The 18,878-nt window shown below is 42.5% G+C and carries 18 protein-coding genes, 2 pseudogenes and 1 riboswitch; of the genes and pseudogenes, 12 read left to right on the forward strand and 8 right to left on the reverse strand.

Features of this window, described 5'->3' with window-relative positions; genetic code table 11:
- Nucleotides 1-199 precede the first annotated feature (199 nt).
- The 4 genes from ACKX14_RS08895 to ACKX14_RS08910 form a co-directional block, all read right to left on the reverse strand.
- Nucleotides 200-2,926 (reverse strand): sigma-54-dependent transcriptional regulator, encoded by a 2,727-nt coding sequence (locus ACKX14_RS08895; RefSeq protein ID WP_422446768.1) that lies wholly within the window; start codon nt 2,924-2,926, stop codon nt 200-202.
- Nucleotides 2,927-3,207: 281 nt separating this feature from the next.
- Nucleotides 3,208-4,497 carry a PTS sugar transporter subunit IIC gene (locus ACKX14_RS08900; RefSeq protein ID WP_422446770.1) on the reverse strand — a complete coding sequence of 430 codons (1,290 nt, stop codon included), beginning with the start codon at nt 4,495-4,497 and terminating at the stop codon, nt 3,208-3,210.
- Between the two features lie 12 nt (nt 4,498-4,509).
- On the reverse strand, nt 4,510-4,851 hold the full coding sequence (locus ACKX14_RS08905) for a PTS lactose/cellobiose transporter subunit IIA (RefSeq protein ID WP_422446772.1): 342 nt from the start codon (nt 4,849-4,851) through the stop codon (nt 4,510-4,512).
- Nucleotides 4,852-5,166 (reverse strand): PTS sugar transporter subunit IIB, encoded by a 315-nt coding sequence (locus ACKX14_RS08910; RefSeq protein WP_422446774.1) that lies wholly within the window; start codon nt 5,164-5,166, stop codon nt 4,852-4,854. It lies immediately after the preceding gene.
- 389 nt (nt 5,167-5,555) lie between these two features.
- On the opposite strand from ACKX14_RS08910, the pseudogene ACKX14_RS08915 reads away from it, so the two are divergent.
- The 6 genes and pseudogenes from ACKX14_RS08915 to rimI form a co-directional block, all read left to right on the forward strand.
- Nucleotides 5,556-5,814, forward strand: a pseudogene (locus ACKX14_RS08915) (IS21 family transposase); the annotation flags it as partial.
- Between the two features lie 8 nt (nt 5,815-5,822).
- Nucleotides 5,823-5,989, forward strand: a pseudogene (locus ACKX14_RS08920) (IS21 family transposase); the annotation flags it as partial.
- Nucleotides 5,990-6,370: 381 nt separating this feature from the next.
- Nucleotides 6,371-6,503: riboswitch (FMN riboswitch) on the forward strand.
- Between the two features lie 79 nt (nt 6,504-6,582).
- Complete coding sequence (locus tag ACKX14_RS08925; protein ID WP_422446776.1) at nt 6,583-7,200, forward strand: ECF transporter S component; 618 nt, start codon at nt 6,583-6,585, stop codon at nt 7,198-7,200.
- A 234-nt stretch (nt 7,201-7,434) separates the two neighbouring features.
- Nucleotides 7,435-7,890, forward strand: a complete 456-nt coding sequence (gene tsaE / locus ACKX14_RS08930) for a tRNA (adenosine(37)-N6)-threonylcarbamoyltransferase complex ATPase subunit type 1 TsaE (RefSeq protein ID WP_422446778.1) — start codon at nt 7,435-7,437, stop codon at nt 7,888-7,890.
- A complete protein-coding gene (gene tsaB / locus ACKX14_RS08935) occupies nt 7,890-8,645 on the forward strand; it encodes a tRNA (adenosine(37)-N6)-threonylcarbamoyltransferase complex dimerization subunit type 1 TsaB (protein WP_422446780.1) in 756 nt (251 codons plus the stop codon). The genes tsaE and tsaB overlap by 1 nt, the downstream gene beginning before the upstream one ends.
- Complete coding sequence (gene rimI / locus ACKX14_RS08940; protein ID WP_422446782.1) at nt 8,611-9,075, forward strand: ribosomal protein S18-alanine N-acetyltransferase; 465 nt, start codon at nt 8,611-8,613, stop codon at nt 9,073-9,075. The genes tsaB and rimI overlap by 35 nt, the downstream gene beginning before the upstream one ends.
- Here rimI and ACKX14_RS08945 read toward each other — a convergent pair.
- The 3 genes from ACKX14_RS08945 to ACKX14_RS08955 form a co-directional block, all read right to left on the reverse strand.
- Nucleotides 9,067-9,543 carry an acyltransferase gene (locus ACKX14_RS08945; protein WP_422446784.1) on the reverse strand — a complete coding sequence of 159 codons (477 nt, stop codon included), beginning with the start codon at nt 9,541-9,543 and terminating at the stop codon, nt 9,067-9,069. The genes rimI and ACKX14_RS08945 overlap by 9 nt on opposite strands.
- A 151-nt stretch (nt 9,544-9,694) precedes the next feature.
- Complete coding sequence (gene tsaD / locus ACKX14_RS08950; protein ID WP_422446846.1) at nt 9,695-10,705, reverse strand: tRNA (adenosine(37)-N6)-threonylcarbamoyltransferase complex transferase subunit TsaD; 1,011 nt, start codon at nt 10,703-10,705, stop codon at nt 9,695-9,697.
- A 60-nt stretch (nt 10,706-10,765) separates the two neighbouring features.
- Nucleotides 10,766-12,673 (reverse strand): ABC-F family ATP-binding cassette domain-containing protein, encoded by a 1,908-nt coding sequence (locus tag ACKX14_RS08955; protein ID WP_422446786.1) that lies wholly within the window; start codon nt 12,671-12,673, stop codon nt 10,766-10,768.
- Nucleotides 12,674-12,870: 197 nt separating this feature from the next.
- Between ACKX14_RS08955 and ACKX14_RS08960 the strand changes: the two genes are divergently transcribed.
- Nucleotides 12,871-13,611 carry a FadR/GntR family transcriptional regulator gene (locus tag ACKX14_RS08960; RefSeq protein WP_422446788.1) on the forward strand — a complete coding sequence of 247 codons (741 nt, stop codon included), beginning with the start codon at nt 12,871-12,873 and terminating at the stop codon, nt 13,609-13,611.
- A gap of 70 nt (nt 13,612-13,681) precedes the next feature.
- Here ACKX14_RS08960 and ACKX14_RS08965 read toward each other — a convergent pair whose 3' ends face one another.
- Entirely contained in the window at nt 13,682-14,104 is a 423-nt protein-coding gene (locus ACKX14_RS08965; protein WP_422446790.1) for a bifunctional nuclease family protein, read from the reverse strand.
- 382 nt (nt 14,105-14,486) lie between these two features.
- Here ACKX14_RS08965 and ACKX14_RS08970 point away from each other — a divergent pair, with 382 nt between their 5' ends.
- The 5 genes from ACKX14_RS08970 to ACKX14_RS08990 are packed head-to-tail and all read left to right on the forward strand — an operon-like array spanning nt 14,487 to nt 18,771.
- Entirely contained in the window at nt 14,487-15,512 is a 1,026-nt protein-coding gene (locus ACKX14_RS08970) for an ornithine cyclodeaminase family protein (protein ID WP_422446792.1), read from the forward strand.
- A 12-nt stretch (nt 15,513-15,524) separates the two neighbouring features.
- Nucleotides 15,525-15,671 carry a hypothetical protein gene (locus ACKX14_RS08975; protein ID WP_422446794.1) on the forward strand — a complete coding sequence of 49 codons (147 nt, stop codon included), beginning with the start codon at nt 15,525-15,527 and terminating at the stop codon, nt 15,669-15,671.
- 40 nt (nt 15,672-15,711) lie between these two features.
- On the forward strand, nt 15,712-16,083 hold the full coding sequence (locus ACKX14_RS08980; RefSeq protein WP_422446796.1) for a GrdX family protein: 372 nt from the start codon (nt 15,712-15,714) through the stop codon (nt 16,081-16,083).
- Nucleotides 16,084-16,137: 54 nt separating this feature from the next.
- Complete coding sequence (locus tag ACKX14_RS08985) at nt 16,138-17,424, forward strand: glycine/sarcosine/betaine reductase component B subunit (protein WP_422446798.1); 1,287 nt, start codon at nt 16,138-16,140, stop codon at nt 17,422-17,424.
- 27 nt (nt 17,425-17,451) lie between these two features.
- Nucleotides 17,452-18,771: a glycine/betaine/sarcosine/D-proline family reductase selenoprotein B gene (locus ACKX14_RS08990; RefSeq protein WP_422446800.1), complete on the forward strand. Its 1,320-nt coding sequence runs from the start codon at nt 17,452-17,454 to the stop codon at nt 18,769-18,771.
- The last annotated feature ends 107 nt before the right edge of the window (nt 18,772-18,878 follow it).

Genomic DNA, 18,878 nt, shown 5'->3' on the forward strand with positions numbered 1-18,878 from the left:
ATAATTGTTTCATTGTTATCTAGTCTCGCATTTTCCAGAGCACAATATGAGGCGCTATAGGACCCTCCTCTCATGCTTTTTTCTCTAATTATTGTTTAGCAAATATTATGCCAATTGTTTTTTACCTGCTATAAGCAAGCAAATACAATGCCCAACAAAAAAAGTAACACACTATGCTAAATAAAACTTAGTGTGTTACTCAGTTTTCCATAATGATTTCAATTATCCTTGCAATCTCACTATCCGGAATTGATATGTTGAAAATATTTTCTATTTGTTTTAGTAAGTCTTTTAAATATTGGACTTGAGAATCATATTTTTGGTATACATATGAGAAATTATCAAATGTTTTTAGCTTTTTACCTAAAATTAGATCTTCTACCATGCAACCTATGTGCAAAATAATTATTGCTACTATCTTAGGATCAAGTTTTTTATTGAAGTGATTTTCAAAAGCAAGCAAAATCTTTCTTAATTCTTTAACTAATAAATTTGGATTAACAAATTTTAAAACTTTACTAAGAGATAATTCGCCTTCCTTATATGGATTATATCCTTCAGTACTTTCTATTATCAACGACAATTTTCTTATGCCGTCCTGTAGAAATATCTCCTCTGCAGAAATATAAGGTATATCTCGAAAATTATTTTTTAATGTTCCTACTATTGCAAGTATTTTTTCTCCATATTTTAATTTTACCTCTTCCTCAGTAAGGTGAATAAACTCTTTATCTTCTATAATAATTTCAACTTTATCTAATAAATTCTCCCTCATATTTTTTAAAATAAACTCCTTTAGTCTTATGGCTGTTCCTTTGCCCGTAATACAGTATATTACGATTAAATTTTTCTCATTAACGTCATCTTTTTGAATTTCATAGCAAATGGCATCCTGATAATAATCTGATATAATTTCTTTTTTAAATTCTTCAACTGTACCATCGAAAATTAAGGATTTTTCTATGGCACGTATAAGCATTGGAGTGCTTACCTTTTCAATTATTTCAACTTTTACCCCCGATTTATCCCTAATAATGTCCTTGGCATTTGAAATTAATCCCATATCTACTAAAACAAGCACACCTTTTCCTTCATCGATTTTTTTCACTGTTTCAATAATTTCACTTATGGTAATTTCAACGCTTTTTTCTAAAGGAATATCTATTGCTTGGCCAATATTCTTCCCAAGTAGTTTATTGGCCAATTTTAACATCGAACTTGCGATGTTGTCTCCATGGCAGGCTACAAGTATACCTACCCTGCTATGATTGTTTTTATTATCTAAGGAAACCAGAAATAATGTTAAAAAACCCACTTCGCTTAAAGGTATACTCACCGACATATTCTTTTCAATTTTTTCTGCCGCCTCTAAAGCAATCATAAATTCTTTGGGATAGTTTTTTCTTATATAATTTATCTTATTGTTTTTTATTGGTTGTCCGCTTTTTAATCTATTGATAGTTGTTTTAAGATGCAGGGATAAAGTCAAGATATTTGAATTATTATAGCTCTTATTCAATTTCTCTTTCGCTAAGTCAAGAACAATCTTCGACTGTTCAATAATTTCATCTTCTACAAACATTTTAATTGCATCAAAATTAAAATTTATCTCCTCGGGATTCAATTTAAAATACTTATTTATCTCGTTGATCAACGATTTTTCGATCTCTTCTTTCGAACAATTCTGTAAGCTTAATTCATTTAATTTGTTTAGCAAATTCTCATATAAGTCATCATCTCCATTACCTGTATCTTGATAAACACACCCTCTCCCATTAAATATTACATAATTTTTTGGTATATCTCTCACATTTGTATTATTATGACCGATCACTTCTGCCGCATCTTCGTAAGATATAGTTATTGTATTGTCGTTATTTGTTAAGGCCCGAGCAAAAGCTCTAGCTGACATAAGTTTTATGTCGTTTTTTAACTGGCCCACATTACCCCTACAATCATAGTTGCATAATAAATCGATTATTCGACTATCCACTTTAAAAGCTTTATTAAGTATCCTACACTCATTATTAAAGAAAAATTCAATTAATCGTTTTCTTTCATCTACTGGTCTCTCTGAGTAATCTGGCACGTAGATTTTCATTGGTATTCTTCTGTAAAATGCCGGTAATAAAACACTTTCAGGTTTTTCAGTTGTCGCACAAATTATTAAAACATTTACTCTTGTAAATTCCTTGGTTTCTCCTACTCTTCTAAAAACACCTTTATCCATTACATAAAAAAGCATTTCCTGACCTTCTGGAGGAAGCCTGTGCACTTCATCTAGAAAAAGTATTCCATTATTTGCATTTTCTATTATTCCTTTTCTAGCCACATCTGCTCCAGTGTATGCACCTTTAATACATCCAAATAACTCAGTCATTAAAAGATTCGGGTTTTGAGCATAATCTGCACAATTGAAAGTTACATACGTTTTAAACTTTTCGGGCACTTTTTTCTGAGCTATTGAGTACATTAAATCTGCAAGCATGCTTTTACCTACACCAGTTTTACCATATAAAAGTGTATGCAAGCCAAAAGGCGGATATAAAATAGCCATATTTAACTGTTCAAAACAAGATTTTAAGCTGCCTTGTAACCCTATTATATTGAATAATTTATCTTCATCTTGATTTAAAATTTCATCAATGGAACTAATCTCAAAAGAATTAATCTCTTCAAGCTTGTATATATTTTTAATCATATCTACAGGGAAAAATAAAGTGGGACGCCCTACGAACTTTATGACCTTCTCTTTTTTTACTAAATTATTTAAGTCTTTACTAATATTTGCCCTATCCATTTCTAATATTTCTGATAGTTCTTGGGCTGATAAACCAAACTTCTTTGACCCATTCCAATTGTCATGTTTGTATTTTTTTGTACAAAGTTCCCTTAATTTATTAAAAATTATTTCTTCCCGTTTCATTGAAGTTTCACCTTCTAGTAGACTTTTACAGTAAGTTTTTAGATATCTCAAATGTTATAATTAGAGAAAAATACTGGGAGTATATCTATTATCATGTTAAACGAATCAAAAGCGAAGAGCAATAGTTTCATTTCAGTTGTAAGAGAACTCGCATAAGAAAACAAAAAATCTAAGTCCTAAGACATAGAACAACTCATTTAATAAAATAGCTTGTTATACTGAGTTAGTATAACAAGCTTATGACAATCAAGGTTATTTTGACAAAGTATTAAGCTCTTTTTTTACTTTTCTGTGTTAAACTCTTGTTCCTTTTCTATTTCGCTCTTTTCAAATGCTTTGAAGAAAGGATAATAAATTACAACACCAATAAGGAAATTTATTACAACTAACAAGACAGCTCTCCAATCTCCGCCTGTTCCAAGATAAGCGTAGATTGGTGGGGGTGTTGCCCAGGGAAGTTCAACAAATACCCTTGAGGCTAAATGTAAAGCGATTGCCCCGTATGTTACGAAAGCTGCCACAGTTGCAGATAGGATAAACGGAATGATAAAATACGGATTCATTACAACCGGGAGACCGAATACCAATGGTTCAATTATGGTAAAGATAGCTGCTGGCGTACATGCCACAGCCAAGGCTTTAATATGCTTAAGTTTTGATTTATACATCCAGAATAGTAAGCCCCATGCCGAAGATGTCCATAATACCATCCTTTCTAGAGCGGTAGTCCAAATATGGGGTAAATTAGTAACTGGGGCTCCACTAGATAATGCTTTAGCATTTTCAGCTACCCAAGCAGCTAGCAGAGGCTGAGTTATTGGAGCAAGCATATTATCTCCATGTAAGCCAGTGCTCCATAACAACATTCCTATAAATACTCTTGCAGTAAAGGCTACTATGCTATCAGCAGCTGAAAATATAGGCTTCATTAATGTTGATAAAAATGCAACCAGGTCAAATCCGATTATTGTCCTTATTCCCCAAGTAACTCCAGCAACTATTACGAAGGGTATCAGTGCAGAGAAAGCGTTTCCTACTCCTTGCGGAACCCCTGGAGGCATTTTTATTATTAAATTCTTTTCTATACACATGCGGTAAACCCAAACTGAAAATATAGAAACTACAATTGCTGCAAAAAGCCCAACAGCACTAAATGGTCCTATTGATATTGTACCATCTTTTACAATATTTGTTGTAATTAATAGAAAAGACATTACCCCTAATAAAGCAGCACTTAAAAAGTCAAGCTTATAATGTTTTGCATAGGACATAGCTATGCCTATAGAAACATATAGCGATAAAATATTCATAGTTAAATTAAACAAAACCAGAAATTTATCCGAATAAGGAGACATTGATGGTATTAAAGGTTCACCTTTACCGATCCAAGGTTGGCCTAATGCAGCTAATAGTAAAAATATACTTCCTAAAATTATAACAGGGGTTGCGCCGACCAAACCATCTCTAACAGCATTCAAAATAACATTATCTGCTACTTTGGACATGGGACCTGCCAGTTTATCCATGACAAAGGAGACTATCTTATCATTTAAACTATTATTTTTTTCCACGGAGTATACCTCCTATAATTTTTTACTAACAAAATTTTTTAATTTGTGTATTTGCAAAATACAATCGATTAATTCTTTTATCAGATTAATTTCTGATATAGCAGTCATCAGATGATCTTGGGCATGTACAAGTATAATTGGCAAATCAATAGTATTTCCATTTGCTTCTTCTGCCAGTAATTCTGTTTGTACATTATGAGCTTTATTTAATTCATCTTTTGCATTATTCATATACTTTTCGATGTTTTCGAAATTATTCTGCTTTGCTTCATTCAAAGCTTTATATGCTTCGGATTTAGCATTCCCAGCATACAGTATTATTTTAAAAGCAATCTTTTCTATGTCTATGGCCATTTAATTACCTCCATTATTGTTTTTAATATAAAGTGATTTAGCAGACTCAAGAACTTTTTTCCCATCTATTCTTCCATAAGCAATAGGGTCGATTATATCTACCGGTTTATTGTAATTTACGGCAATTTTCTTGATTTCGTTTAATTTGTAACGTAATTGTGGACCAACTAAAACAACATCATAATCTGTTATAGCATCCTCTAGTTCCGAATATGCCACAGCATTTATTTTTGTGTCCGGATCAGCAAATTTTCTCATACTAGATACTAATAAGCTTGTTGACATACCAGCAGCACATACAAGCAATATGTTCAATCTTACCCCTCCCTTCTTAAATTTATTTTTCATGCTTATAATTTTTAGCAATTACCGTGCCAAATTAATAAAGCAGCCACGAACTAAAAAACTACAAGGTTTCTATATTAAAAAAGAACACACAATAAATTTTAAATAACAAGAGTGTTACTCTGTTATGAAGGAACATATTCATAAATTTAGTTGGACTGACTTTTTTACTCCTCTGTAATGTGCCATTGTTTTTATTTCAATAGCTTTTCATTTCTGGGTAGGTTATTGCTCTAAAATAACTACGGGCATCGGACCAATTGTAGCTGAAAAGTAATCGCCGCTGGTGTAAATTTTCCAGAAGCTACAAAAAGGTGTTGCTCCACCTCTTAGCAAAATATACCTATCATACTAACATAATGAAATACCTTCGGGCAGACGGCATCCTGGAGAGGAAGCCGCAATCCCAAGAGAGGATCAAAGCTCGAACCATTCAAAGATATCATTCAACGGCTGATGAATTTTTGTATATTTAATTGCGAACTTATCTACGAAAAGATAAAAGAAGAAGGCTATACCGTCGGCCGCACAATCTTAAGGGGTTATGTAAAGGAATTTAGATCTCCGAAACAGTTACCCGCTGTATGGGGCTACGAAACCGAACCCGGCCAGCAGGCTAAAGGCCCTGCGACGTCCATGCACTTATCCGATGCATGATCCACGGTTTTAAATATTTCGGCGGAGTAACCGACATAGTCCTCACCCCAAAAAAAACCGGATACTGGGCATCGACGAAAACAGAATACCCATATGGAACTCCACTTCCGAAGACCTTGCCGCAACCCTGGGCTTTACTATGGTATCTTAGTTTACTTTACACGCCTTTCCTGGCTTATTGAAGACCTCAAAAAGCCCATAAAGGAGCCAGCGAGAAAAAGACATGAGAATCAATACGGGGCCAAAGCTCGTTGTAGTCGATGAAGTAGGCTATCTCCACATTGACGGCCCAGGCTCAAATTGCTTCTTTCAGCTATAGGTGCCCCATATGAAAGGGGGAACATTATCCTCACCGGCAACAAAGGCTTTTGGGAATGGGGAGAGCTGATGAGAGATAAGATCTTATGCTTACCGCGGATGACATTATCATAAAATAACCACAAGGCCGAAAGGATGGGTATTGAAAATTCAGCGGGCCTGTGCTATAATGTAAAAAATAAATTGAATAGAAATTGCAAAAGACCTTCAGGGCAGGGTGAAATTCCCGACCGGCGGTATGCCCGAGAGGGCGAGCCCGCGAGCTCCTTTTCAGGAGCCGATTTGGTGAAAAGCCAAAGCCGACAGTAAAGTCTGGAAGGAAGAAGGTTTTAAGTTTATGCCTGTAAATGCCCTGGGTTTTCCGGGGCATTTTGATTTATAATTTTTAACAAATAACAGGAGGTCTTGACTATGTCGGCAGTAAATCAAAAGGCTATCAAAAAAAGTATGCATCAAACCAGAGTCTTAACAAAAACCGCGGTCCTTGGAGTCCTGGCGTTTTTAATCATGCTTATAGAGGTCCCTCTGCCGCTGTTCGCCGCCTTCCTCAAGCTGGACTTCAGTGACGTACCGGCGCTTCTGGCGGGTTTTGCCATGGGGCCGGGTGCCGGCATAATGGTGGAAGCCATCAAGAATATCCTGCATGCAATTTTCAGGAACCAGACGGCATTCATAGGTGAGACGGCAAATTTCGTCACAGGCGTTCTCCTGGTACTTCCCGCGGCGTGGATTTATTCCCTTAAAAAATGCAAGAAGAACGCCATTATAGGAATGGCTGTGGGCACGATTGTGATGGCCCTGGGCATGGCTGCAGCCAACTACTATGTCCTCGTGCCGCTGTATCAAAAAGTTTTAAACATACCCACCGACGCGGTGGTGGCCATGGGAACAAAGGTCAACCCCCGCATAGTTGACCTTAAGACACTGGTGGTATACAGTATATTCCCATTCAACGTTCTGAAAGGCATTGTGCTCACCATAATTACGGCCCTGATTTATAAAAAACTGTCCCCCATACTGCACAGGTAGAGAGTAAAAAGGCTCCATTGCGGAGCTTTTTTTATTATTTAATCCCGCTTTTAGCTGTCTTTTGATAGAGCTTGTTTTTTGCCTTTGCATATAATAAAATATCTTTAAAGATCGGATTTTCCGCCAAAGGATATAAGTGAACCGGTAGATAATTATTCGGCATTAATGCTGTTTGAAAGGGCGTAAAGTTCGCCGGCCGTTCACACCGGTTATTTAAAATGAAAAGGTGTAATTATGGAAAAGGTGTTTGAAACCCGCAGCGAAATAGAGACTGAAAAACTCGGCGAATGCCTCGGCCGTCTCCTGGAAAGGGGCGATTTTATTGCCCTGAGCGGTGATCTTGGCGCCGGCAAGACGGCGTTTGCAAGAGGCATCGCCAGGGGGATGGGTATAAATGAGGATGTTACCAGCCCCACGTTTACCATCATAAACGAATACGACGGGGTTTTGCCCCTGGCTCACATGGACGTCTACCGGCTAAAATCCGTCGAAGAACTGGCAAACGTGGGATTTGACGATTACCTGGAAGGTTTTGTGGTGGTGATGGAGTGGGCCGAGAAGGTAAAGGAGATGCTTCCCCGGGATTTCCTGTGGGTTGAAATTGAGGCTGTCGATGAAAAACGCCGCAAAATAAACTTTAAGTCAAACAGCAAGCATTACGATAAAATCCTCCGGGAGCTGAATCTATAATGTATATTCTGGGTATTGACACCTCTTCTATGGTGGCCACAGTGGCACTTTTAAGCGAAGAAAAACTCATTGCCGAGTACATTGTAAACAATAAAAAGAACCACTCGGAAAAGCTGATGTTAGTTCTGGACCGCGTTCTGGAAGACGGGGGGATAGCCCTGGAGGAAGTTGACGCCATTGCGGTGGCCAGAGGCCCCGGTTCTTTTACGGGGATCAGGATAGGCATGGCCTGCGCCCAGGGTATATGCCACGCCCTCGATAAAGCACTGATAGGCATCAATACTCTGGACGGTCTCGCATATAATTTAATGGGTGAGAGCGGCCTGCTCTGCCCGGTGGTGGACGCCCAGAGGGGGGAAGTATACACCTCGCTTTATCGTTGGGAGAGCGGAAATTTGAAAAGGTTCAGGGATTATGAAGTGGTAAAGGCCGTAGATCTGGTCGAAGAACTAATGAAAATGCCGGAAAGGGTGGTGGTTCTGGGCGACGGGGCGCCGCTGGTAAAAGGATTTCTTGATGAAATTGCCGCAGACGGCCGAAAAAGCGGAAGCGGAAATAATAATGTTTGCATAGCGCATCCGGCTTTTTCAATGCCCAGGGCTTCGTCGATAGCGGCAGCCGGGTTAAAGGAATACATTAATGGAAATTTTGACAGTTGCTTTTCCATAAAACCCTTTTATATAAGGAAATCTAACGCAGAAGAAAAATGGGAGGAGCGCCATGGAGGAGAGAGCTCAGGAGAACGTGGTAATTGAACTCATGAAAATGCATCACCTGGACGATGTGATGAAAATAGAGCAGGAAAGCTTTACCACACCCTGGTCTCGCTATACTTTTACCTGTGAGCTGAGGGATAACCAGTTTTCACACTATATAGTGGCCAAATGCGGTGATAAAGTTGTCGGCTACGGCGGCATGTGGATAGTTCTCAACGAGGCCCATGTCACCAATGTGGCGGTGCTCCCCGAGTACCGGGGGGAAGGCATCGGAGAGCTCATAATGAGGACCCTTATGGCCATTGCCAAGAAATACGGCGCGGAAAAGATGACACTTGAGGTCAGAAAGAGCAACTATGTAGCGCAGAATCTTTACTCAAAGTTGGGTTTCGAGCCCCGGGGCATAAGGCGGGGGTATTACGCGGACAACAAAGAAGATGCCATCATAATGTGGAAAGACTCACTTTAGCGGCCTTGCCGGGATTCCTCCCACCATGGCGTTTTCCGGCACGTCCCTGTTTACCAGCGAACAGGCGGAAACAATGGCGCCGTCACCTATTATTACTCCGGGCAGTACTGTTACGTTGGCTCCTATGGTGACGTTTTTTCCTATTATTACCCTGCCTTTTCTCCATTCTTTTACCATGTACTCATGGCCCAGGATGGTGGAATTATAACCGATGATTGAGTTGTCGCCGATTTCTATCATTTCCGGAAAAAAGATATCGAACATGGCCATGAGCCCCACCGATACCTTTTTGCCCACTTTCATTCCTATTGCCCTGTATAAAACATTTTTCAGTGGAAGCCAGGGCAGAAACCTGCAGGTGTAAATCACAATAAAATTTATTACGACCTTCAGGGGATTTACCGTCCTGTACCAATGCCAGAGGGAATTGGCCTCTCCCACCGCCGCATGTCTCTCAACTCTCCTCATGCTCAACCTCCAAAAAACGACCTTTTTTTGGGAAAATAAGTATTTATCCACATATCCACAGAGTTATCCACAGCAAAAAAACTAAAAAACCGGTTTGTCCATGACTTATCCACAATATCCCCAGGCAAATAATGCACATTTCCACAGCTTGTCAAAAAATCCTTAGGGTGGCGTGGGCGTTTAACGTCATATCCGATCGAAAACCTTCGAAATATCTGAAAGTGCCGGCACATGCGATCATGGCGGCATTGTCGGTGCACAGCTCCGCCGGGGGGAAGTGGATGTTAAACTCGTTTCCGGCCCTTGCCTTAAATTCTTCCCGGAGCCTGCTGTTGGCCGCAACCCCTCCGGCCAGGGCTATGGATCTGACATTTTTCCTGCGGGCCGCCCGCATGGTGTTTTCCACCAGGGCGTCCACTACGGCCTTCTGGAAGCTTGCGGCAATATCCTCGACGACCACAGGCAGGCCCTTTTGCCTCATGCGGTTGAGATGGTTTAAAACGGCGGATTTGAGGCCGCTGAAACTGAATGAAAGGTCATCTTCCCTTACATGGGCCACCGGAAAAGAAACAGCGTTTTCGTTGCCGCGCTTTGCCGCCATGTCAATCAACGGCCCTCCCGGATAGCCCAGCCCCAGCGCCCTGGCGATTTTGTCAAAGGCCTCCCCGGCCGCGTCGTCGACAGTCTTGCCCATCACTTCATATTGCCCGTAGCCTTTTACGTAGACCAGGTGGGTATGGCCGCCGGAAACCACCAGAGACAGGAACGGAGGCTCGAAATCACTTTCCAAAAAATTGGCGAATACGTGGCCCTCGATATGGTTGACCCCGATGAGGGGTTTTTTTGTCGCATAGGCAATGCCTTTGGCATAGGACACCCCCACCAGCAGAGCTCCAACCAGGCCCGGCCCCGATGTCGCAGCTATAAGGTTGAGATCGCGAAAACTTACCCCGGCGTCGTCCAGGGCTTTCTGGGTCACGTGACATATGGCCTCCAGGTGTTTTCGGGACGCTATTTCCGGTACCACGCCGCCGAACTTCTCATGCCACTTAATCTGCGAGAATATGCAGTTGGATAAAATCTTTCTGCCGCCCTTTACAACCGCCGCCGAGGTCTCATCGCAGGAAGTTTCGATACCAAGAGTCAGGAAATCCCTGTCAATCACCTGAAATTCTCTCCTTAATTCAATTTATTTGTAAGGGTCAATGTGCATTTGTCTCACTCAATTATTTGTTGCAAGGTCTGATTCACCCAGGCATTCATATAACCTTTCCAGCTCTGAAAGAACCGCCCTGTACCTGGCGTTGGTCTCCCTTGCCTTATCGGGGTTGCTGTACACTTCCGGTTTGCACAACAAAAGCTCCAGGCTTTCCAGTTCATCTTCTTTCGCCAGTATGGCCTGCTCCAGTTGTTTTAGCCTCAGTTCCTCCTGCCGTCTTTGTTCCCGCTCTTTTCTTTCCAGATACTTAGCTTTTCGCTGCCGGGTCTTGCTCTGGCTTATTTCCGGGATATCATCCTGCCTGTTTTCTTTCTTTTTTTCAATGTAATATTCATAACCACCGTCAAAGTCCCTTATACCTTCCGCGGAAAACTCCCATATTCGTGTGGCGATTTTTGCCAAAAAATAACGGTCGTGAGAAACCGCTATGATGGTACCGTCGAAGTCCATCAGGGCGTCTTCCAGTTTCTCTTTTGAGATGATGTCCAGATGGTTGGTGGGCTCGTCCAGGAGCAGTAAATTCGCCCCCTGCAAGATGGCTTTTGCTAGTGCCACGCGGCTTTTTTCGCCGCCACTCAATGTTCCTATGGTCTTTTCCACTTCGTCACCGGAAAATAACAGACTGCCCAGAAAGGTGCGAACCTGGGTGAGGGAAAGATCCGGGGCGGCGCCCCACACTTCCTCGAGTACGGTGGAGCCGGGCGAAAGGTCTTCCTGCTCCTGGGCAAAATATGCCGCCTGCACCTGATGGCCGTAATAAATGCTTCCCTCCCCGGGTTCCAGCTTACCAGCCAGAATTTTTAAAAGGGTCGATTTTCCTATGCCGTTGGGCCCCACAATTCCTATCCTCTCGCCGCGAAATACTTTTACATTTACCGATGACAGTATTTTTTTATCGCCGTAAGAGAAACTGAGGTTGTCGACCAGGAGCACCTCTTTTCCGCTGGACTGCCGGGTGCTGAATTTTACGTTAAACTTCTGGTCTTTTTTGGTGGAGACTGATTTGGGTAAAAGTTCCTCAAGCCTTTTGCGCCGGCTTTCGGCCTGGATGTAATTCCTGTGGGAGATAAAGTTCTGTATGCTCTTCTTGAGACGCTCGATTTCCTTTTGTCTGAGTGCAGCGTGCTTTTCTTCAATGTTTACCCTGGCGTGCTTTTTCGCCATGAACTCGGAATAATTGCCATTATAAACGGTGAGCCGGCAGTCTTCCAGTTCAAAGATCTTGGAAACCACCCGGTCTAAAAAGTATCTGTCGTGGGAGACTACCAGCAAAGCTCCGGTATAATCCTTAAGGTAACTTTCCAGCCACTGGAGTGAATCGATATCCAGGTAATTTGTAGGCTCGTCCAGGAGCAGGAGATCCGGAGATTGCAGCAATATCCGGGCGAGGGCCAGGCGCGTCTTCTGGCCGCCGCTTAAAGCCGAGATGGGTGTCGATTCTTCTTCAAAGCCCAATCCCTTCATGACTCCCCGTATGCGGCTCTGTATTTCATATCCTCCCAGGTTTTTAAAGGCCTCGGAGAGGGCCGAATACCTTTCCATCAACGGCTTTAAGCGAGTGTCATCGCCGTAGACCTCAGGCCGGGACATGGCGACTTCCAGTTCCCTGATCTCCCTCTCCATCTGCCGGTATTCTTCAAAAACCGACTCCAGGGCTTCCCCCACAGTTTCATACCCCTCGAATTTAATCTCCTGCGAAAGATAGCCTATTTTCGCCCCTTTGGCAACGGCGATGCTCCCGTTGTCGCAGGAGATTTTCCCCGCCAGTATTTTTAGCAGGGTCGATTTTCCGGCGCCGTTTAAGCCAACCAGCCCTATTTTATCCTTTTCTTCAATTACGAAACTTATGCCTTCCAGTATTTTATCGGCGCCATAACTCTTGTCCAGATTGGAGATGGAGATAATGGCCATTTAAAATCACCTTTATAAATCAAATCCATGTAATATGTTAGCACAGTCAATATCAAGTTACAATGATAAAAATTTTTAAAATATTTGTTGAAAAACTCATGAAAAAAATTATATTCCTTTAAGAGGAATTTGAAAAAAAATATAGAAATATATAAATAAAGGTGGGTTACCCAGTAACCCTAATTAGGGAGGAAATCATGTACTTCCAGAAGATAAAAAATATCAGGCTTTATGAAACCATAATCGAACAGATAAAAGAAATGGTAGACCGTGGAGAAATGCAGCCCGGGGATAAGTTTCCCTCGGAAAGGGAGCTCATGGAAAAGCTGGGCGTGAGCCGGGCGGTGCTGAGGGAAGCTTTTAGGGTGCTGGAATCCAGAGGCCTGGTGGAAAGCCGCCCGGGCGGAGGCAGGTTTTTGAGAAAGATCAGCGGTTTTCAAATGGTAACCACTTCCTCCCTGGACCTTGAGAGGGATGCGTTGCTGGATGTGGTGGAAGCCCGGGAAATAGTGGAAGTAAAAATAGTAAGGCTTTCGGTGCAGCGGGCGTCCGATAAGGAAATCGAAGACCTGCTTGCTATGGACAGGGAATTTCACGGGGCACGCAAGAATCTGGAGGAATATCGCCAGAAAGATAGGGATCTGGCGTTTCATCTCGCCCTGGCAGAAATGGCCCATAATTTCATGTTGAAAGAAATGATAAACTTCATGCTGACACTCACACGAGACTTGCGGGAGAAATCCATCCTGGATTATGGCGACTGGCTCCGGCTTTGCGAACAGCATAGCGATATCGTAAAAGCGGTGGCCGACAGGAATGAGGGAGAAGCCGTATTAAAAATGAAACTTCATCTAAACCAGCTGCGCCAGGATATATTAAAGCAGGATAAATTAAAGGTTGGAGAGAACCCAAAACGCGGCATGAATTTATCCCGTTAAGGCCGGGGTTACTAAGACGCTCATAGTAACCCCGCTTTTTTTGGAAAAATGCGAAAATCGTTAATGACAATTATATATCATTATCCTCAAACTTCATGTCTGACATATCGTATGTAAATTCTACCAGTCCGGGAGCCATGTATATGGGAGCGTTACAGCGCAGGGCGAGTGCGATGGCGTCGCTGGGCCTTGAGTCGAGCACGATAATTTCCCCGTTTAAGGTTATATAGATTTCGGCATAGTAAGTGTTATCCCTTATATCGGTGATGATTATTTTATCCAGCTTTCCTCCCAGGTGTTCAATGACGGATTTCAAAAGGTCATGGGTCATAGGGCGGGGAGGTTTTACTCCCTGCAGGGGCAGGACAATGTTATTCGCCTCCAGTGCACCTATCATTATAGGCAACACTTTTTTTTCGTCTTTATCAACCAGCAAGACCAAAAAATCTCCCGTCGGGCTGACTGTGACTGCTTTAACTTTCATTTCAAACATTTTACCACCTCTAAGGATAAAAGTGATATATAGCATTAACATATTAAGATTCAATCTTTATCAAGATTAATTATATCACTTACTTCTGCCTGCTAAAGCAGGTAATATTTAAGTTAAAAAATTGATAAAAATGACAAAATAGTTAACTAATAAATAAATATCTATCAAGGAAAAATATTAAATATTTAAAAGAATAAGAAGGAATTTTTTATTATTTGGAGAAATAATAATAATAAAAATAAGCTGGGTTACCAAGTATACCTATGAAGAAGGGAGGGAGTATTGGTGACGACTCGAAAAGCAATTATTGGAGGGTGAAGAAAAAATCAAAAATAAATAGAAATTATTAAATAGTAATAACAAATTGAATGGGGGTTATATTATGGATCTTGACTTATATGACCGTCAGTGGCTTTCCCAGAAGATAGAAATCGGTAAGGAAGTATTGTATTTGACCCAGGAAGAGTGCAAAAGCGTAGGTCTCACGATTGATGACATCATCGATATAACAAGGGAGGCGCTGGTAGCCCACGGTAAAAAAGAGTATGAGATGCCGGCAAAGATAGGCATTCATCCGCTGCCCGAGGTTTTTTTCCATGCCATGCCGGCTTATGTGCCGTCAAAGCATGCGGCCGGGATGAAGTGGGTTGAGTGCTTTCCGAAAAACTACGAGAGATTCAATTTGCCCCAGACATCAGGCTTGCTCATATTAAATGATGAGTATTCCGGCTGGCCCCTTGCAATAATGGACGCCATATGGATTACCGCCATGAGGACTCCAGCCGTTACTGCCCTGGCTGCCCAGGCCCTTCACCCGGACGCCGAAACTTTCGGGATGTTCGGATGCGGCGTGCAGGGGACGGGTCACGTGGAATTTATAACACATACCCTTAAAAATCTGAAGAAAATTTACATTTACGATATTCGTGAAGAAGCAATGAATAACCTCATTGCTGCTGTTCAACCCAAGATAGATGTGGAAATAGTAAAAGGCAAAAGCCCTGAAGAGGTTGCAAAAAGCTGTGAAGTGCTGAGCTCCGCTACATTAATCTTGAAGACGCCTTTAAAAATAGTAAAGGACGAATGGATATCCAGAGGCCAAACCATACTGCCTTGTGATTTGAATACCTACTGGGACCCCTTAATCGCGAACAGGGCGGATAAATATATTGTGGACAGCATAGATGAACATGAGTTGTTCGAAAAAATGGGGTATTTCCCCGACGGCTTGCCGGAGATTTACTGTGAAACAGGAGAGGTGATAGCCGGTTTAAAGAAGGGAAGGGAAAGCAAAGAGGAGCTTATAGTTAACAGCAACATTGGTATGGCTGTGGAAGATGTGGTCCTAGGCAGGGAAATCCTGAACCGGGCATTGAATATGGGCATAGGGAGGAAACTTCCTTTATAAGAGACGGGAGGTATGGAGAGGCAGGCAGGTCTGCCTGCGGCCAAGATGCCTGAAGCGTTCCTTTCGGTTATAATACAGGCAGCAATAGAATACGTCTTGGAGAGTTTTAATCCAAAAACCTTTTTGAATCTTGCTATGATAGAAGAGTTTGTCTCATAAGCATTGATAGAGTAAGGCTGGTTGTAAAAGGGGGATTTCGTTGAACAGATACTTACTACTCAGCAATAACCCGCTGGTCGCGGAAAATTATAAAAATGTTTTTTTTTATAAACGCCCGGCATTTGAAATACTAGTCATGGCACGAAATATGGTGCACCAGGGATATCCACTGCTTTCTCATCCCCTTCCCGCGAATTTTAAAATGATATCATCGCCGTATAAAACCATAGTCTTCAGCAACGAAAAGAAAAGCATCGATATTTTTCATTTAGAAGTAATGGAGAACAGTATATTAAAATTGATGCGTAATGTTGGTGAAAAGGGCATGTGCCATGATAATGATAGGGAGTACCAAAAACTGGATCTATGGTATACAACTACAGTCTTAAGGGAACTTGAAAAAATTTGTTAGATTTAAGAACCCTGTTGAGCCGTAAGGTTAAGAAAGGCCAGGGAGGTTATTTTTATGAGGCTTGAGCTGGGCGAGATCTTTATAAAAGATGTCATTTTTGGTAAAAAAACGACTATTTTTGATGGGGTACTGGTAATAAACAAAGACGAACTCATTCAACGGCTCAGAGACGATAAAAGAATAAAAAATGCGGAGATTGATATAGCGCGCCCCGGAGAAAAGGTCCGCATAATACCCGTTAAGGATGTTATTGAACCCAGGGTAAAAGTAGAGGGGGGAGGAGAAGGGTTTCCCGGTGTTACTCATAAAATTGCCAGAGTGGGCCAGGGAAAAACCAATGCATTGAGGGGGGTTGCGGTGGTAACTACTGGCCCCATAGTAGGTATTCAAGAGGGGCTCATAGACATGTGGGGGGAAGGTGCAAAATATACGCCGTTTTCAAAGACCCGCAACGTAGTGGTTCATGTTGAACCCATCGATGGCTTAGAGGAGCACGAACATGAAGAAACCGTCAGAAGTGCCGGTTTGAAAGCCGCCTCATATTTGGGGGAGGCCGGGAAGGACATAAAGCCCGATAAGGTAACCGTTTTTGAGCTGGGTTCCATCGCCGACAATGTAAAGAAATATCCCGAACTTCCAAGAGTAGTGTACATTGAGATGGTGATTTCCCAGGGCCTCTTGCACGATACGTACATATACGGCGTGGATGCAAAGCAGATTTTACCCACTTTAATTCATCCAAATGAAATTTTGGACGGGGCGGTGGTCAGTGGAAACTGTGTGGCGGCATGCGATAAAATCACCACATATCAGCATCAGAATAATCCTGTGATCCTGGATTTATATGAAAAACACGGCAGAGAATTGAATTTTCTTGGAGTGATACTTACCAACGAAAAAGTGACGCTGGAAGGCAAAATGAGGTCCTGCAGTTATGCCGCAAACCTTGCCAGAATGCTGGGGGCTGAAGGTGCCATAATCACGGAAGAAGGGTATGGTAATCCGGATACCGACCTTCTTCAAATCTGCAGGGAATTGGAAAAATCGGGAATTAAAACCGTATTGATCACCGACGAATGCGCCGGCAGAGACGGGTTGTCTCAAGCTCTTGCGGATGCTGTGCCGGAGGCGAAAGCCATTATTTCCACCGGCAATGTCAGCCATCTGGTGAAACTGCCGCCGGCCGAAAAGGTAATAGGCAGCGAAAAGGCTATATCAAACCTGTCCGGCGGATTTGATGAAAGCCTTTGTGAAGACGGTTCCATTTTATGTGAGCTAAACGCCATAATTGGCTCCACGTCGGAAATAGGTTTCTTCAATCTGACCACACGGCTTTATTAAATGTGAGATAAAAGGGAGGGTGATTTCTTGAATAATAAGTTTCGGGTGGTTTACTACTTGAATCAGTTTTTCGGGCAAATAGGCGGAGAGGATAAGGCCGGCATCGCACCAGTTTTCAAGGAGCGGGCGGTGGGGCCTGCTCTTGCTTTTCAACAGCTTATAAAAGACGAAGGTACAGTTGTGGGGACCATAATATGCGGTGATAACTACTTTAACGAAAATACCAGGCAAGCCCTGGAAATGGTTACAGGCAAAATCAAAGAATTCGGCCCCGATGCGGTTGTGGTCGGCCCGGCCTTTAATGCCGGAAGATACGGTTTGGCTTGTGCCGAAATAGGCAAAGCCGTCTCGGAGACTATGAATATACCTGTGGTATCCGGCATGTACCCTGAAAACCCCGGCGTGGAACAGGGCAGGAAATACATGTATATAGTTCGAACATCGGATTCTGCGGCAGGGATGAGAGAAGCATTGTCTAAAATGGCCCAACTGGTGAAGAAATTGGCGGCGGGCATCCCTCTTGATTCCCCGGAAAAGGAGGGTTACATCCCGCAAGGAAGGAGGGTGACCGTTTTTGCTGAAAAACGTGGTTCAATAAGGGCGGTAGAGATGCTTCTCAGGAGATTAAAAGGAGAAGAATACCGGACCGAACTTCCTATGCCTGAATTTAACCGCGTCGAACCCGCACCACCCATACAAGACCTTTCCAAGGCAACCATAGCTCTTGTCTGCAGCGGGGGAATTGTTCCTAAAGACAATCCCGACAGGATAGAGTCGGCCAGCGCCACAAAGTATGGGAAATACTGCCTGGAAGGTGTGTTTGACCTGAAAAAGGGGGATTATGAGACCATCCACGGGGGCTACGATCCGGTCTACGCCAATGAGGACCCCGACAGGGTCATGCCTCTGGATGTGTTGAGAGAATTGGAAGCCCGGGGAAAAATAGGACGCATATATGATTATTTTTACAGTACCGTGGGAACCGGAACCTCTGTGGCCAATGCTGAAAGATTTGGAAGGGAAATAGGAGGACAATTGAAAGCGGCCTGTGTCGACGGCGTGATCCTCACGTCCACCTGAGGCACCTGTACCCGTTGCGGCGCAACGGTAGCCAAGGAAATAGAAAGTTTCGGCATCCCGGTGGTCCACGTATGCACGATTATTACTATTTCTCAATCGGTTGGAGCCAACAGGATAGTCCCCGGGGTTGCCATACCGCACCCTCTGGGAGATCCAAACTTAAGCCCGGAAAAAGAGAAGGCATTAAGACTCATGATAGTAGAAAAGGCTCTGGAGGCCCTTCGCACCCCAATACAGAATCAGACCATTTTTGAGTGGAAATCATGATTTAAAAAGAGGGATGCAGGGTAAGTTCCCATGCTGTATTTTTTGCAGCAGACAAAATTTCAATTTTGGCCTGCTTAAAAAATATTCACAAGAGGAAAAATATAGCA

The sequence above is a fragment of the Thermorhabdus hydrogeniformans genome (genome assembly GCF_049310025.1).
In the GTDB taxonomy this organism is placed as follows: Bacteria; Bacillota; Thermosediminibacteria; order Thermosediminibacterales; family Tepidanaerobacteraceae; genus JBJYKD01.

Excerpts from the sequence above, each read along its gene's own strand:
- ACKX14_RS08960 (WP_422446788.1), top strand. The coding sequence starts at position 12,871 with ATGTACTTCCAGAAGATAAAAAATATCAGGCTTTATGAAACCATAATC.
- rimI (WP_422446782.1), top strand. The coding sequence starts at position 8,611 with ATGGAGGAGAGAGCTCAGGAGAACGTGGTAATTGAACTCATGAAAATG.
- ACKX14_RS08945 (WP_422446784.1), bottom strand. The coding sequence starts at position 9,543 with ATGAGGAGAGTTGAGAGACATGCGGCGGTGGGAGAGGCCAATTCCCTC.
- ACKX14_RS08970 (WP_422446792.1), top strand. The coding sequence starts at position 14,487 with ATGGATCTTGACTTATATGACCGTCAGTGGCTTTCCCAGAAGATAGAA.
- tsaE (WP_422446778.1), top strand. The coding sequence starts at position 7,435 with ATGGAAAAGGTGTTTGAAACCCGCAGCGAAATAGAGACTGAAAAACTC.
- ACKX14_RS08955 (WP_422446786.1), bottom strand. The coding sequence starts at position 12,673 with ATGGCCATTATCTCCATCTCCAATCTGGACAAGAGTTATGGCGCCGAT.
- ACKX14_RS08965 (WP_422446790.1), bottom strand. The coding sequence starts at position 14,104 with ATGTTTGAAATGAAAGTTAAAGCAGTCACAGTCAGCCCGACGGGAGAT.
- tsaB (WP_422446780.1), top strand. The coding sequence starts at position 7,890 with ATGTATATTCTGGGTATTGACACCTCTTCTATGGTGGCCACAGTGGCA.
- ACKX14_RS08905 (WP_422446772.1), bottom strand. The coding sequence starts at position 4,851 with ATGGCCATAGACATAGAAAAGATTGCTTTTAAAATAATACTGTATGCT.
- ACKX14_RS08975 (WP_422446794.1), top strand. The coding sequence starts at position 15,525 with ATGGAGAGGCAGGCAGGTCTGCCTGCGGCCAAGATGCCTGAAGCGTTC.
- ACKX14_RS08895 (WP_422446768.1), bottom strand. The coding sequence starts at position 2,926 with ATGAAACGGGAAGAAATAATTTTTAATAAATTAAGGGAACTTTGTACA.
- ACKX14_RS08985 (WP_422446798.1), top strand. The coding sequence starts at position 16,138 with ATGAGGCTTGAGCTGGGCGAGATCTTTATAAAAGATGTCATTTTTGGT.
- ACKX14_RS08925 (WP_422446776.1), top strand. The coding sequence starts at position 6,583 with ATGTCGGCAGTAAATCAAAAGGCTATCAAAAAAAGTATGCATCAAACC.